Raw genomic sequence first — 14,807 nt, forward strand, 5'->3', positions numbered from 1 at the left:
CTGACGCCCGGGCACTCATCAGGCTATAATCGAGCCCATTTTTCGACGATTCCCGCCACCCGGCCACCACGCCGGTGGCGACCATTTCTGGATCCGGAACCGCCCATGGACAAGACCTACCAACCCGAGCAGATCGAGAACCGCTGGTATCAGCGTTGGGAAGAGGATGGCCACTTCGCCCCTTCCGGCGAGGGAGAGCCCTACTCCATCATGATCCCGCCGCCCAATGTCACCGGCAGTCTGCACATGGGCCACGCCTTCCAGGACACCATCATGGATACCCTGACGCGCTGGCGGCGCATGCAGGGCCGCAACACCCTCTGGCAGGTGGGCACCGACCACGCCGGCATCGCCACCCAGATGCTGGTGGAGCGCAAGGTCGCCGCCGAGGAAGGCAAGAGCCGCCATGACCTGGGACGCGAGGCCTTCACCGACAAGATCTGGGAATGGAAGCACGAGTCCGGTGGGCACATCACTCGCCAGCTACGCCGCATGGGCGCCAGCGTCGACTGGTCCCGCGAGCGCTTCACCATGGACGACGGCTTCTACAAGGCGGTCCAGGAAGTCTTCGTGCAGCTGTTCGACAAGGGCCTGATCTATCGCGGCAAGCGGCTGGTCAACTGGGATCCCACCCTGCATACCGCCATCTCCGATCTCGAGGTGGAAAATCGCGATCAGCAGGGTCAGTTCTGGCACTTCCGCTACCCGCTGGCCGACGGCGTCACCACCGAGGCGGGACTCGATCATCTGGTCGTCGCCACCACCCGTCCCGAAACCCTGCTCGGCGACAGTGCCGTGGCGGTCAACCCGGAGGATCCGCGCTACGCCTCGCTGATCGGCAAGTTCGTCGACCTTCCTCTGGTCGGCCGCCGCATTCCCATCGTCGCCGACGAACACGCCGACATGGAGAAGGGTTCGGGCTGCGTGAAGATCACCCCGGCCCACGACTTCAACGACTATGAGGTCGGCAAGCGCTGCGAGCTGCCGCTGATCAACGTCTTTTCCCGGGACGCGGTCATCCTCGAGCGTGCCGAGACCTTCGATCTCCAGGGCCGTCCGCTGAGCGACATCGATACCAGCCTGCCGTCCGCCTATGCCGGCCTCTCGCGCTTCGAGGCCCGCGAGCGCATCGTCGCCGACATGGAGGCCGCCGGCCTGCTCGAACGCACCGAAACGGTCAACAATACCCTGCCCTTCGGCGATCGTTCCGGCGATGTCATCGAGCCCTATCTCACCGATCAGTGGTTCGTGGCCGTGGAAAACCTCGCCAAGCCGGCCATCGCCGCGGTCGAGAACGGCGACATCGAGTTCGTGCCGAAGAATTACGAGAACATGTACTTCTCCTGGATGCGCGACCTCCAGGACTGGTGCATCTCGCGCCAGCTATGGTGGGGCCACCGCATCCCGGCCTGGTACGACGCCGACGGCAACGTCTACGTAGCCCGCACCGAGGCCGAGGCCCGCGACAAGCATGGTCTGCCCGCCGACATGCCCCTGACCCAGGACGAGGATGTCCTCGACACCTGGTTCAGCTCCGGGCTGTGGACCTTCGGCACCCTCGGCTGGCCCGAGAAGACCGAGGCTCTGGAGACCTTCCACCCCACCAGCGTGCTGGTCACCGGCTTCGACATCATCTTCTTCTGGGTTGCCCGGATGATCATGCTGACTCTGGAGTTCACCGGCGAGGTGCCCTTCAAGCAGGTCTATGTGCATGGCCTGGTGCGCGACGGCCAGGGCAACAAGATGTCCAAATCCAAGGGCAACGTCCTCGACCCCATCGACCTGATCGACGGCATCGGCCTGGAGAGCCTGGTCGAGAAGCGCACCGGCAACATGATGCAGCCACAGAAGGCCAAGGCCATCGCCAAGGCCACGCGTCAGGAGTTCCCCGAGGGCATCGAGTCCCACGGCACCGATGCTCTGCGCTTCACCTTCCTCTCCCAGGCCACCACCGGTCGCGACATCAAGTTCGACATGGGCCGCCTGGACGGCTACCGCAACTTCTGCAACAAGCTGTGGAACGCCTCGCGCTATGTGCTGATGAATGCCGAAGGCCAGGATTGCGGTGCCGATGGCAGCGAGGTCGAGCTGTCGCTGGCCGATCGCTGGATCATCTCGCGCCTGCAGCAGACCGAAGCCCAGGTGACCCGGGCCATGGAAGAATATCGTTTTGACCATGCCTCCCAGGCGCTGTACGAGTTCATCTGGAACGAGTACTGCGATTGGTACCTGGAGCTCTCCAAACCGGTGCTCTGGGACGACGACGCCACGCCTGCATCGCAGCGCGGCACCCGCCGCACCCTGGTGCGGGTGCTGGAGGCCATCCTGCGCCTGGCGCATCCGATGATGCCCTACATCAGCGAGGAGATCTGGCAGCGCGTCGCGCCCCTGGCCGGCACCTATCGCGGCGAAGGCGATTCCTTGATGGTCCATGCCTGGCCGGAGGCCGACGAAGCCCGCGTCGACGAGGCCGCCACCCGCAACATCGAGTGGCTCAAGGGCGTGATCGTGGCGATCCGCAACATCCGTGCCGAGCTGAACATCGCGCCCGGCAAGCCGCTGGCGGCCCTGCTGACCAAGGGAGACGCCAGCGACCGCGAACGGCTGGAAGCCAATCGGCCGTTCCTCGCCAAACTGGCCAAGCTTGAGCGCCTGGACTGGCTCGACGATCCCGCAGAGGCGCCCCTGGCGGCCACGCAACTGGTGGGCGACATGGAAGTGCTGGTACCCATGGCCGGGCTGATCGACAAGGAGGCCGAACTGGCTCGCCTGGCCAAGGAGATCGACAAGCAGGACAAGCTGATCGGCGGCATCGAGAAGAAGCTCGGCAACGAGAGTTTCGTCGCCAAGGCCCCCGAAGCGGTGGTGCAAAAGGAACGCGACAAGCTCGACGACCTCAGCGCCAACCGGCGGCTACTGGTCGAACAGCACGACAAGATCGCCGCGCTCTGAATCGCTGTACTCCGCTGGCAGCGCACGGCACAAGGCATCACGCGCCGTGCGCTGCCCCTCGCCTTTCAGCCTTTCAATAGCGTGTCCATGCGTTCCAGCGCCGCCTCCAACTGCTCGGCGGTGGTGCCGAAGTTGAGCCGGGCGAAGCCGGGCCAGCCGAAGTCGGCGCCATCCGAGAGCGCCACCCCGGCGCGCTCCAGCAGGGCGCGCTGGGGCGAGTCGGCGTCCTGTAGCGTCGGGGCCTCGCGCAGGTCCAGCCAGGCCAGATAGGTCGACTGCGGCGCGGCCATCCTCACGCCGGGCCAACTCGCGACGTGTTCCGCCAGCCGGCGACGATGGCCGCGCAGGGTCTCGAGCAGCGCCTGCCGCCAGGGCTCGCCATGGCGATAGGCGGCCTCGGCAGCCACCAGGCCCAGCACGTTGCCGTCGGGCTGGAGCCCCTTGGCCTGCTCGGCGAAGCGCCGGCGCAGGCCGGCATCGGGAATCACCGCACAGGCCGTGGTCAGCCCCGCCAGGTTGAAGGTCTTGGAAGGCGCCCAGAGCGTCAGGGTGCGCTCGGCAAGCGCCGGGAACATCGCCGCCAGCGGACGATGCCGGGCGCCGTCGTCGAGCAGCAGGTCGCAATGCAGCTCGTCGGAGACGACCAGCAGGTCGTGGCGTTCGACCAGTGCCGCCAGCCCTTCCAGTTCGGCAGCGCTCCAGACGCGCCCGGTGGGGTTGTGGGGATGGCACCACAGCAGCAACCGGGTACAAGGTGTGATGGCCGCCTCCAGGGCCTCGAGATCGAGCCGCCAGTCGCCGTCGGGCGTCTCGGGTGGCCGCATGGCGGCCTGCTGGGGCTCGCGGCCGGTACGCCGCGCCACCTGCAGGAAAGGTGGATAGATCGGCGTCACCGTGAGCACGCCGTCACCGGGCTCGGTAAGCGCCAGGCTGGCCATGTGCAGGGCCGGCACGACACCCGGCAGCCATAGTTGCCAGTCGGGCTCGATGGACCAGCCGTAATGTTCGGCGCTCCATTCGCACAGCGTCTCGCGCAGGCTGTTCGGCACCAGACCATAGCCATAGACGCCATGATCGACCCGGGCCCGCAGCGCCTCGATCACCGCCGGCGGCGAACGAAAGTCCATGTCGGCCACCCATAACGGCAGCACGTCAGCGCCGAAGCGGTGCCACTTCTGCGACGGCCAGTCGCCATCGCTGGGATGCCGCCGATCGATGGGCGTGGCAAAATCGAATGTCGAGGTCATGCAGAGGCCATCCTTGTACCTGATCGGGCGCCGAATGACGCCCTAGAGAATGAATGAAACCATGCCCCAAAGCAGCTTCTATGCCAAGGTTCGCCGCGGCCTGCCAGCGGTCATCGCCCAGTGGCTGGCACTCGGCCAGGGTGATACCGATCGCCTGGCCCTGATCCTCGCCGAGACCGCCCGGGTCGCCAAGCTCGGCGAACCCGAGGCAACGCCCAGCGGCGCCACCCTCGAAGCCTGGTGCGACGCCGAGCGACACGACGAGATACCGCTCTGGGCGGGACGCACGGCGGTATTCCTGCTGGTCCAGATGCCGGCACGGCCGCAGCCCGCCGATGACGACGAGGCCTGTGCCTGGGCCTACTGCTGGCTGCGCAATCGCCAGGTCGACGATTACGATGCGGCCATGGCCGGCCTGCCGGATCACTTGCGCGCGCCCCTGGACGCCGCCCTCAAGGCCGCCTGGGTGGATCAGCAAGGATTGCGTCTCGTTTGACGCGCTTCACAGGGAAAAGGATAACGTCATGGATGTTCCGTTCGGTTGGCAACTGGCCAAGCTGCTGGTCTCGATCGGCGTCGTGCTGGGGCTTTCCGTCGTCGCCGAACGCCTCAGCACCCGGGCTGCCGGCCTGCTTTCGGGCTATCCCCTGGGCACGGCCATTGCCCTGTTCTTCATCGGCCTGGAGATCTCACCGAGCTTCGCCGCCGAAAGTGCCGTGCATACCTTGGCCGGCTTTTCGGCCACCCTGGCCCTGGGCGGCGGCTATCTGCTGTGTGCCCGCCGTAACGGCCTGCCAGGCGTTCTCGCCGGCACCGCTGGCGGCCTCGTCGCCTGGGCCGTCGCCGGCCTGCTGCTGACCCGGTTCGACGTCAACCGTCTCGGCGGCACCCTGATCACCCTGGCGGCGATCCTGATCTTCATGCGCCTGTATCGTCATGTCCCGGAAACCGCCGCCCCGCCTCGCGGCGGCTTCTCCTGGCCGGCGCTCGCGCTGCGTGCCGGCCTCGCCGCCGGCATCATCTTCCTGATCACCGGTCTCGCCCATGTGGTGCCCTCGGCCTGGGCCGGCGTGATGGCTGCCTTTCCGGTGACCATGTATCCCTTTCTGGTGATTCTGCACCTGACCCACGGCGCCGCACCAGTCGCCACGGTCATCAAACACTATCCCGCCGGTCTCGGCTCGTTGCTGTGCTATGCCCTCTGCGTCTCGCTGACCTATGTTCCGCTAGGGCTCGCCTGGGGCACCCTGGCCGGCTTCGCCGCGGCCACGCTCTGGCTGCTGGCATGGACCCGTGGCCAAGCCTGGTGGCGGCATCGACGTGAAGCATGACTTGACCGAGCGCTTGCTCGACTCAATGCTATAGTCTTCGCTCACGCCTGTGGAACGCATTCCCCGAGCCCCCGACGAGGAACCTCCATGTTCGTACGCACCATCGAGCCGGCCTTCTACGACACCGATGCCCTGGGCCACGTCAACAACACCCGACTGCCCGCCTGGTTCGAACTGGCCCGCAACGATCTCTTCAAGCTGTTCACCCCGGACCTCGATCCACGCCGTTGGCGACTGATTATGGCCCGCATGGAGATCGACTATCGCGCCGAGCTGCACTATGGCACCGACATCGAGATCCGCACCTATCTTTCGCGCCTCGGCAACAGCTCCTTCACCGTGACCCAGGAGGCGCATCAATCGGGTACACTGACCAATGTGGGACATATCGTATTGGTCCACTTCGATCATGAGACCAAGCGCGCCGTGCCCCTCGAGGGCTCGCTGCGCGAAGCCCTGGCGGAACACCTGCAGCAGACGGAGAGCGAAGACGCATGACCCCGGCGGTGAAGGCCCTGGAAAAGGCCGATGTGGATTTCTCGCTGGCGACCTACGAGCACGATCCGCGCAGCCCTGCCTACGGCGAGGAAGCCGCGCGCGCCCTGGGGCTGCCTGCCGAGGAAGTCTTCAAGACATTGCTGGCCTGTCTCGATGACGGCCGGCTGGTCATGGCCATCGTCCCGGTGCCCACGCAGCTCGATCTCAAGGCCCTGGCCCGGGCCGCCGGCGCCCGCAAGGCGAAGATGGCCGAGGCCGACGCGGCCGAACGCGCCACCGGTTACGTGGTGGGCGGCATCAGCCCGCTGGGGCAGAAGAAACGACTGCCCGCCTTCGTCGATGCCAGTGCCGAACCCCTGGAGGCCATCCATGTCAGCGGCGGGCGCCGCGGCCTGGAAATCCGCCTCGCGCCGAACGACCTCGTGGCACTGCTGAACGCACGCTTCGCGCCGCTGTCACGTTCTCGAGCGACCCCATAAGCCAAGGCTCGAGCCGAATCGACCGCCCCATGGTCTCAACCGTACGGCCTCTCGATGACATCGAGCCCATTCACCCACAAGGGAGCCGATGATGGCCATCCGCTACGATCTCTGGCTCGACCCGGAAAACGTCGCCCGCCACCATGCCGTGGAAGCCGACCTGGAGCGTTACTTCATGGAACGCTTCGCCGACTACCCGCACATTCGCTTGTTCGGGGAAGACCCTTACGATTATGATGCGCCGTTCAATCGCCTCTACGACGTGCTGATGGCACGGGCCGTCGATTACTGTGACCGCAACTGGCGCTATGCGCCCACGCCGGAACAGCTCAACCGGACCTTCTTCCGCGCCGTGGGCCGCTCGAACAAGTTCATACGAGACGACAACGATGGTGATCCGACCCGACACGATGCCTGACGACCGGCAACTGGCCATCATCACCGAGCAGCTCGGCCGCCCTCCCCGAGGCATCGAAGCGCTGGCCGCCACCGATGGCGAAGGCACGCCGCTGGTCCTGCGCATGGCTCCCATCGTCGATGGTGCCCCCTTTCCGACCCTCTACTGGCTGTGCTCGGAACGCCTCAAGGCCGAGCTGTCACGCATCGAGGCGGCTGGCGTCATCAAGCATCTCGAAGCTCGCCTGCGCGAGGAACCGGCCTTCCTGCACGCCTACCACCGCAGCCATGCCGATTACGTCGAGGCCCGCTGGCGCTACATGAGCGCGGCGCAACGCGACGAAGTCCAGCGCCTCGGCTACGAGAGCGTGCTGCGCGAACGCGGTATCGGCGGCATCGCCAACTGGGATCAGGTGCGCTGCTTGCACACCCAGTATGCCCACCATCTGTGCGGCGACAATGTCATCGGTCGCTGGCTGGACGACGAATACGCCGTGGCCGACTGCCTGCCCTGAACGGCTCCGACCTGGGCAGGCTCGATCAAGGAGAAATGGATGTCGACATTCTGTGTCTATCTCGGCTCGCGGACCGGCAACGACACGGCCTTCCTCGATGCCGCCCGACAGTTGGGCGACGAACTGGTCGCTCGTGGCCATTCACTGGTCTATGGTGGCGCCCGGGTCGGCATGATGGGCGCCCTGGCCGACCAGGTGATGGCCGCTGGCGGCGAGGTCACCGGCGTGATGCCCGATCACCTGGTCGAGCGCGAACAGGCCCACCGGGGCCTGACGCGGCTGCTTAGGGTGCGCAACATGCATGAACGCAAGGCCAGCATGGCCGCCCACAGCGATGCCTTCATCGCCCTTCCCGGCGGTATCGGCACGCTCGAGGAACTCTTCGAGGCCTGGACCTGGCAGTACCTGGGCCTGCATGACAAGCCCATCGGCTTGCTCGACACCCAGGGCTTCTACACGCCCCTGCTGACGTTTCTCGACGGCACCGTGGAACATGGTTTCCTCGATCGCGCCACCCGCGCCAACCTGCTCGATGCCACCACGCCGGCCGGTCTTCTCGATGCGCTGGAGCAGCGCCTGATACCTGCCCATGCCAACTGAAGGAGGTCATATGCGAGCCATACGACACGACGATGCACGACTCGTCTGGGACGAGACTTCCGCCATTCCCGGCCCCGGCGCCCATGAAGTCCGCCTGAAGGTGGCCTGGGCCGGCATCAATCGCGCCGACCTGATGCAACGTGCCGGTCATTATCCGCCGCCGCCCGGCGCCTCCCCCGTACTCGGCCTGGAAGTCAGCGGCACGATCACCGAGCTCGGCGATGACGTCCGCGGGCTGAGCGTCGGCCAGCCCGTCTGCGCCTTGCTGGCCGGCGGAGGCTATGCCGAGGAGGTCGTGGTCGATGCCCATCAGGTCCTGCCGTTGCCAGAGGGTTTCACCCTGCGCGAAGCGGCGGCCTTGCCCGAGGTCTTCGCCACCGCCTGGCTCAACCTGTTCATGGAGGGTGCCTTGGGCGCTGGCGACCGGGTGCTGCTCCATGCCGGCGCCAGTGGCGTGGGTACGGCCGCCATCCAGCTATGCCGCGCCTTTGGTTATCCGTGCTTCGTCACGGTAGGCAGTGACGCCAAGCTGGCCGCCTGCCGCGAGCTTGGCGCCGACGCTGGCTGGAATCGCCATGAGGGCAGCTTCGTCGACGCCGTGCAGCGCTGGGGCGGTGCCGACATGATCCTCGATCCGGTGGGCGCCAGTTACCTGGCCGACAACCAACGCGTGCTCAACGAGGATGGCCGGCTGGTGGTCATCGGCATGATGGGCGGTCGCCAGGCGGAATTGGACATGGGCCGCATGCTGATGAAACGTCAGCGCTTGATCGGCTCGACACTGCGCGCCCGTCCGCCGGAAGCCAAGGGCCGGATCCTCGCCGCGCTGGCCGAGCATGTCTGGCCACGCCTGGTCTCGGGCGAGTTGCGTCCGCTCATCGACCGCACCTGGCCCATCGAAGACGCCGAGACGGCGCACGACCATGTGCGCGCCGATGCCAATACCGGCAAGGTGCTGCTGGAAGTGAGTGGTGCCTAGAGCGAGAGCGTGCGCTGATAGGTCTGCTGCAGCAACTGGGCATCCTCGCCGGCGCGATGCCGAAGGATGCCCTGCTCGTGGATGATCGTCTCCTTGGTATCGCTCCAGCGCTCGAGCTGGGTTTCGCTGAGCAGCCGACGCAACGCCTCGAGACGAAAGGCCGGCAGCATGCCGGCATGGTGGAACAGCAGCGACAGCCAGGTATTGTCGTAACCCCAGCTATCGCTATAAGCGATACCGATATCGGCAAGCTCGTCGTTGAGCCAACGGGCCACCTCGCGGACCGGATAACCTTCACGCTGCAACCGTGCGCGCGAGATACCGTGCAATAGCTCCGCCTTGGGATCCCAGTGGGTCCACTCATCGAGAGGCTGGATAAGAAAGGCACAGACACTACCATCGGTCCGTGCCAGACCAATCTCGATGGGGTAACTACCGCGTCCGAAACCGGACGCTTCGATATCCAGCAATGTCGGTAGCGTCACGGGAAGGTGAGTCCTTGCTGAGGGCCGCCGCGCTGGCGTGCCGGCCAGTGGTCACAGTCTCGTCAATGAGACACATGCTCCCAGGGTAACACTGCTTAAATGCCTGCGCGTGCAAATCACTGTGTCGCGCGGTGCTCGAAAGCTCGCCTAACTAACTGTTATGTCTCGCTTTCTGTGCTCCGTGCGCCTTGCGCTTCACTACGCTCGACGATTTATTCAGCGTTCCCTCTAGTGTCGCGCCCCGGCTTCATACATGTCCAGTGACTCAAGCGAGCCGGAGGGCTGATCGGCCAGGCGCTGCCAGTAGGCCGTGCGTTCGGCATCGAGCGGCAAGCCCAGCTCACCACAACGGTAGGCACGGGCCAGACGTGCGGCGGCCTCTGGATGGCCTGCCTCGCCGGCACGGGCATACCAGGTCACGGCATGATCTTCGCGGCGCGGGTACTGGGCACACCCATGCTCATGGATCTGCCCGGCGCGAAACTGGGCACGGGTATCCCCACCATGCGCGGCCTCGATCACGTAACGTGCGCCACGGGCCTTGTCCTGAGGCGACACACCACGATGAAACAGCATGTGACCATACTGTGCGAGGGCAGCGGGATGGCCGGCATCGGCACATCGCTGGAAGAGATGCATGGTCAGCTTCTGGGTCCGCGGCGAGCGCGGTAACCAGCGAGTATGTACCAGCTGTTGTGCCAGACGGTACTCGAGCCGAGTAAACAGTGACGATGCCTGCGGCATGGCAAACAATCCTGCTTCCTGAGGTTCGATGCAAAAGTGACGTCGAGCACCACCTTGTGTCCGGCGTCGTTCCCAATATCTCGCTGGCCATTCGGACTCCGCCGGGCCAACGGGAGGGCAAGCATACGCCTGGCTCCGCAGCGACTCAACCCCTCGACGTTTACGCTCTCGCCTCCCCCGGCTACCATGCCTGTCGAACCGATTTCCAACCGCTGTGTGAGGAGTGACGGATGCAGACGCGCCCCCTGGGCAACACCGGCATCGAGGTCAGCCGGCTATGTCTCGGTACCATGACTTTCGGCGAGCAGAACAGCGAAGCCGAAGCCCACGAACAACTCGACCGGGCGGTGTCCTTCGGCATCGACTTCATCGATACCGCCGAGATGTACCCTGTGCCCCCCGACGCTGCGACACAGGGACGCACCGAGAGCTACATCGGCAGTTGGCTCGCCTCGCGCGGCTCCCGGGACGACATCATCCTTGCCACCAAGGCAGTTGGACCGGGCGTCGCCCATCTGCGTGGTGGGTCACGGCTGACCCGGGATCAGATCCATCAGGCCATCGACGACAGCCTGACGCGTCTGCGTACGGATTATGTCGACCTCTATCAGTTGCACTGGCCTGACCGGCGCAGCAACTTCTTCGGTCGCCTCGGCTACGAGCCCGATGAAGAAGAAGATGCCGTCGCACTGGAAGAGAGCCTCTCGGCACTTCAGGAACTCGTGCAGGCCGGCAAGGTGCGTGCCATCGGGCTCTCCAACGAGACGCCCTGGGGAGTGATGCATGCCCTGCACCTGGCCGACCGCATGGGACTGCCTCGTGTCGCCTCGGTGCAGAACCCCTACAGCCTGCTCAACCGTACCTTCGAGGTCGGCCTGGCCGAGATCGCCCATCGCGAAAACGTCGGTCTGCTGGCCTATTCACCCCTGGGATTCGGCGTACTGTCCGGCAAGTATCTTGACGGCGCACGTCCCGAGGGTGCCCGCCTGACCCTCTATGAGCGCTTCCAGCGCTATACGTCACCACAGGCCGAACAGGCGGTCCGGGCCTATGTGGACATCGCCCGAGAGCACGACCTCGACCCGGCACAGATGGCCCTGGCCTTCGTGAACTCCCGCCCCTTCCTGACCAGCAACATCATCGGTGCCACCACCATGGCTCAGCTCGAAAGCAACCTGGCCAGCGAATCGCTGCACTTGAGTGACGAGGTTCTGAACGCCATCGAAGACGTGCATCAACGTCTGCCCAACCCCTGCCCTTGACCGATACGCCTGGGGCTATCAGCACGATAGCCCCGCCCTCGGCGTGGCCTTGATATAATTCCCCGACTTCACCAGGTACAGGAGCGCCCATGCTGAGCGTGATTTCCCCGGCCAAGAAGCTGGACTTCGAGACACCGGCCACCACCTCCCGGCACTCTCAGCCGGACTACCTCGAACGTAGCCAGGCACTGATCGACATTCTGCGGGACCTGTCGCCTCAGCAGATCAGCGAATTGATGGGGGTCAGCGACAAGATTGCCGGACTCAACGCGGCACGCTTCGCGGAATGGCACACGCCCTTCACCCCGGACAACGCCAAGCCAGCTGCCCAGGCCTTCCAGGGCGATGTCTATGTCGGGCTGGAAGCCGAGCGTTTTGACGACGCCGACAATACCTTCGCTCAGGACCACCTCCGGATCCTCTCCGGCCTGTACGGCCTGCTGCGGCCTCTGGATCTCATCCAGCCCTACCGCCTGGAGATGGGCACCAAGCTGGCGAATCCCGCCGGCAAGGACCTGTATGCCTTCTGGCGCGACGAGCTGACCAGTGCTCTCGAGCATGCCGTGGCCGACAGCGGCAGCGCTGTCCTTATCAACCTCGCCTCCAACGAATATTTCAAGTCCATCGACGCCAAGCGCTTGAATGCCCGGGTCATCACGCCAGTCTTCAAGGATGAGAAGAACGGTCAGTACAAGATGATCAGCTTCTACGCCAAGAAGGCCCGAGGCTTGATGGCCGCCTGGATGATCCGGCAACGCGTGGATGATCCCGAGGCGCTCAAGGATTTCGATGTCGCCGGCTATCGCTTCAATGCCGCCATGTCGGAAGGCGATACCTTGGTCTTCTGCCGGGACGAGCGGGACCGCGCCTAGTCGAAACGCAGGGGACGCGACGCGCGTTCCTTGAGAAAGCGTCGATGGATGTCCTTGAAGCGGGCATCGTCGCAGCGCTCCAGCCATTCATAGGCCACCATGTCGGCGCTTACCGCCTGGGCGCCGGCACGCTCCATCCGGCGCCTCGCCAGGCCCACCTCTTCCGAGCGCCGGCTACTTGTGGCCTCCGCCAGCCAGGCGACACGATACCCCGCCTCGAGCAGCGCCAGACCGGTCTGCAAGACACAGATATGCGCCTCGGCACCGCACAGCACGATCTGCCGGCGCCCGGTGTCGCCCAGGGCATGGGCGAAATCTGGCTCGGCGTAGGCATTGAAATGCGTCTTCCGCCACACTCGGGGATTCTCGAGCGACGCCAACAGGGACGGCACACTCTCCCCCAGCCCTTCTGGATACTGCTCGGTCAGCCACACCGGGACGCCCAGCGCCTCGGCTACACCACCCATCCATGATGCCTCCTCGACCGCCTGTCCGCCGGTGTCGAGCACCGGCAGCAGGCCAGCCTGCAGATCGACGATCAGCAACAGACTCGTATCCTGGTGCATGCGCATGACGGTCTCCAAAACGAAGGATATAAGCGGTGCTCGACACCAGCTTAATCGCTAGAATGTCAGCTCCGAAAGACAACCAGCCCCACGGCTACCACGGAGATCCTCGATGCGTCACTTCCTCGTCATGCTCATCGTCGGCATGTTCGGCTTCGGCCTCGCCGTCGACCATGCCGATGCGCGCCGCCTGGGGGGCGGCAAGAGCGTCGGCAGCTATTCTCGAACTATCAGTTCCCAGAACACCAGCGCGCCCCGCTCCACCGCAGCGCCTCAGCGCAAGCCTTCCAGCGGCCTGTCGCGCTTCGCCGGACCCTTCGCCGGCCTGTTGGCGGGCGGGCTACTGGCCTCGCTGTTCTTCGGTGGTGCCTTCGATGAATTGCGCCTGCTGGATATCCTGCTGATCGCCGGCGCCGCCTTCCTGCTTTTCCGCCTGCTGGCCCGTCGCCGTACCGCCATGGCGAGCGCGAATGGCACCACCTCCCAGGCCCCTCGGGAAGCCGACGCTCAGGCATTCCAGTCCTCCGCGCCCTGTGGCAGTGCAACTCACCTGGGCGGCGAGCCCGCATGGTTCGACAAGGAACGTTTCCTGGGAGGAGCCAAGGAGCACTTCATGACGCTACAGCGCGCCTGGGACAATAACGACTTCACCCTGATCCAGGACTACGTTACCCCGGAGCTCTACAACTTGCTGCGCCAGGAGCGTGAGCAACATCCTGCCAACAACCACACCGAGATCGTGCGCCTCGTCGCGGAGCTCGGCAGTGTGCACGAAGCCGACCAGCAAGCCGAGGCGACGGTGCTGTTCCACGGCATCCTCGACGAGAACGGCGCACGCAACGAATTCAACGAGACCTGGCACCTGAAGCGCGATCTCCGTGATGGCGCTCCTTGGTATGTGCAGGGGATCGAACAGAACCCCGCTACCTGATCCCGTTGCAGTCGCCTCACCAGCAGCGAAGGGTACCTATCAACGCGAAAGACCGGGCAAATGCCCGGCCTTTTCTGTACAGCTACAGCACACGCTAGAGGCAGCTTATTGCTGTTCCTCGTCGGCGGCTTCCTGAGTCTGCTCTCCGGCATCCTCCATCGCTTCACCGGTGCTGTCCATGGCGCTGTCGGCTGCTTCATCGATGCTCTCACCGGCATCTTCCACAGCTTGATCCACGCTCTCGGCAGCCGAATCCATTGCCTCGCCGGCATCGTTAGCGGCTTCTTCGGTGCTTTCCGCTGCTGAATCCATGGCGGATTCCGCGTCATCAGCCGCACCTTCTGTGGCGTCGCCGGCTTCATCCATGGTCTGGTCGGCACTTTCTGCCGCCTCGTCAGCCGCCTGCTCGGTCTCCTCGGCAGCCTCATCCACCGCCGACTCGGCGCTCTGCGCGGCATCATCCGCCGCTTGCTCGGTGTTCTCACCCGCTGACTCCGAGCTTGCATCCTCGTCGCTGCAGGCCGCCAATCCCGCCGTGGCCGTACCGACCAGCAGCATCAAGGCCAGCTTGCGCAGAATTTGCTGTTTCATTGTACTCCTCCTGAGATCACCGTTGATTTCCATCGGGTTATTACCTTGTTCACCCTAGCCGTCCTTGCCGCAACTTGCCAACCAATTCAGACCTTTGCGAGCCCGCTCCATGATCCTTCAACATTTTGAGCAGCGCGTCGCCAAGCAGCGTCACCATGTATTCCTCGACACATACTCCAACACATGGGTAGAACGGCCAGTTCATCATCATCTTTTTTAGCTCGTTCTTCCAGACATGAAAAAACCCCGACTTCAGTGAAGTCGGGGTTTTCTCGGGATAGATGCCTGACGATGACCTACTCTCGCATGGGAACTCCCACACTACCATCGGCGCTGAGCGGTTTCACTGCTGAGTTCGG

At 64.7% G+C, this 14,807-nt stretch carries 17 protein-coding genes and 1 rRNA gene; 12 read left to right on the forward strand and 6 right to left on the reverse strand.

The window, feature by feature from the left end:
- Positions 1–105 precede the first annotated feature (105 nt).
- Positions 106–2,952 (forward strand): valine--tRNA ligase, encoded by a 2,847-nt coding sequence (locus FZZ93_RS15600; RefSeq protein WP_149323226.1) that lies wholly within the window; start codon positions 106–108, stop codon positions 2,950–2,952.
- A 65-nt stretch (positions 2,953–3,017) separates the two neighbouring features.
- Here FZZ93_RS15600 and FZZ93_RS15605 read toward each other — a convergent pair whose 3' ends face one another.
- Positions 3,018–4,199 (reverse strand): MalY/PatB family protein, encoded by a 1,182-nt coding sequence (locus tag FZZ93_RS15605; protein ID WP_149323227.1) that lies wholly within the window; start codon positions 4,197–4,199, stop codon positions 3,018–3,020.
- 61 nt (positions 4,200–4,260) lie between these two features.
- On the opposite strand from FZZ93_RS15605, the gene FZZ93_RS15610 reads away from it, so the two are divergent.
- The 8 genes from FZZ93_RS15610 (at position 4,261) to FZZ93_RS15645 (ending at position 8,997) form a co-directional block, all read left to right on the forward strand.
- Positions 4,261–4,695 carry a hypothetical protein gene (locus tag FZZ93_RS15610; protein ID WP_149323228.1) on the forward strand — a complete coding sequence of 145 codons (435 nt, stop codon included), beginning with the start codon at positions 4,261–4,263 and terminating at the stop codon, positions 4,693–4,695.
- Positions 4,696–4,723: 28 nt separating this feature from the next.
- Entirely contained in the window at positions 4,724–5,530 is an 807-nt protein-coding gene (locus FZZ93_RS15615; protein WP_149323229.1) for a hypothetical protein, read from the forward strand.
- An 87-nt stretch (positions 5,531–5,617) separates the two neighbouring features.
- Positions 5,618–6,028, forward strand: a complete 411-nt coding sequence (locus FZZ93_RS15620) for an acyl-CoA thioesterase (RefSeq protein ID WP_149323230.1) — start codon at positions 5,618–5,620, stop codon at positions 6,026–6,028.
- Positions 6,025–6,507 carry a Cys-tRNA(Pro) deacylase gene (ybaK, locus tag FZZ93_RS15625; RefSeq protein ID WP_149323231.1) on the forward strand — a complete coding sequence of 161 codons (483 nt, stop codon included), beginning with the start codon at positions 6,025–6,027 and terminating at the stop codon, positions 6,505–6,507. The genes FZZ93_RS15620 and ybaK overlap by 4 nt, the downstream gene beginning before the upstream one ends.
- Positions 6,508–6,598: 91 nt before the next feature.
- Positions 6,599–6,925 (forward strand): hypothetical protein, encoded by a 327-nt coding sequence (locus FZZ93_RS15630; protein WP_149323232.1) that lies wholly within the window; start codon positions 6,599–6,601, stop codon positions 6,923–6,925.
- Entirely contained in the window at positions 6,897–7,418 is a 522-nt protein-coding gene (locus tag FZZ93_RS15635) for a DUF501 domain-containing protein (protein WP_041601845.1), read from the forward strand. Before FZZ93_RS15630 ends, FZZ93_RS15635 begins: the two co-directional genes overlap by 29 nt.
- 39 nt (positions 7,419–7,457) lie before the next feature.
- On the forward strand, positions 7,458–8,018 hold the full coding sequence (locus tag FZZ93_RS15640; protein WP_149323233.1) for an LOG family protein: 561 nt from the start codon (positions 7,458–7,460) through the stop codon (positions 8,016–8,018).
- 10 nt (positions 8,019–8,028) lie between these two features.
- Positions 8,029–8,997, forward strand: a complete 969-nt coding sequence (locus FZZ93_RS15645; RefSeq protein WP_149323234.1) for an NAD(P)H-quinone oxidoreductase — start codon at positions 8,029–8,031, stop codon at positions 8,995–8,997.
- On the opposite strand, the gene FZZ93_RS15650 is transcribed toward FZZ93_RS15645, so the two are convergent.
- On the reverse strand, positions 8,994–9,482 hold the full coding sequence (locus FZZ93_RS15650; RefSeq protein WP_149323235.1) for a hypothetical protein: 489 nt from the start codon (positions 9,480–9,482) through the stop codon (positions 8,994–8,996). The genes FZZ93_RS15645 and FZZ93_RS15650 overlap by 4 nt on opposite strands.
- A gap of 228 nt (positions 9,483–9,710) precedes the next feature.
- Complete coding sequence (locus tag FZZ93_RS15655) at positions 9,711–10,226, reverse strand: tetratricopeptide repeat protein (protein WP_149323236.1); 516 nt, start codon at positions 10,224–10,226, stop codon at positions 9,711–9,713.
- 230 nt (positions 10,227–10,456) lie between these two features.
- Between FZZ93_RS15655 and FZZ93_RS15660 the strand changes: the two genes are divergently transcribed.
- On the forward strand, positions 10,457–11,488 hold the full coding sequence (locus tag FZZ93_RS15660) for an NADP(H)-dependent aldo-keto reductase (protein WP_149323237.1): 1,032 nt from the start codon (positions 10,457–10,459) through the stop codon (positions 11,486–11,488).
- An 89-nt stretch (positions 11,489–11,577) separates the two neighbouring features.
- Positions 11,578–12,360, forward strand: a complete 783-nt coding sequence (gene yaaA / locus FZZ93_RS15665; protein WP_149323238.1) for a peroxide stress protein YaaA — start codon at positions 11,578–11,580, stop codon at positions 12,358–12,360.
- Here the strand turns inward: yaaA and FZZ93_RS15670 are convergent.
- A complete protein-coding gene (locus FZZ93_RS15670) occupies positions 12,357–12,932 on the reverse strand; it encodes an isochorismatase family protein (protein ID WP_149323239.1) in 576 nt (191 codons plus the stop codon). The two genes, yaaA and FZZ93_RS15670, sit on opposite strands and share 4 nt — an antisense overlap.
- Before the next feature lie 106 nt (positions 12,933–13,038).
- Between FZZ93_RS15670 and FZZ93_RS15675 the strand changes: the two genes are divergently transcribed.
- Positions 13,039–13,857, forward strand: coding sequence for a Tim44 domain-containing protein (locus FZZ93_RS15675; protein ID WP_149323240.1), 819 nt, complete (start codon positions 13,039–13,041; stop codon positions 13,855–13,857).
- Between the two features lie 105 nt (positions 13,858–13,962).
- Here FZZ93_RS15675 and FZZ93_RS15680 read toward each other — a convergent pair whose 3' ends face one another.
- Positions 13,963–14,448, reverse strand: a complete 486-nt coding sequence (locus tag FZZ93_RS15680) for a hypothetical protein (protein WP_149323241.1) — start codon at positions 14,446–14,448, stop codon at positions 13,963–13,965.
- A 283-nt stretch (positions 14,449–14,731) separates the two neighbouring features.
- Positions 14,732–14,807 (reverse strand): 5S ribosomal RNA (rrf, locus tag FZZ93_RS18790); the annotation flags it as partial.

Origin of the sequence: Halomonas eurihalina, assembly GCF_008274785.1 — a bacterium.
GTDB classification, from domain to species: Bacteria; Pseudomonadota; Gammaproteobacteria; order Pseudomonadales; family Halomonadaceae; genus Halomonas; species Halomonas eurihalina.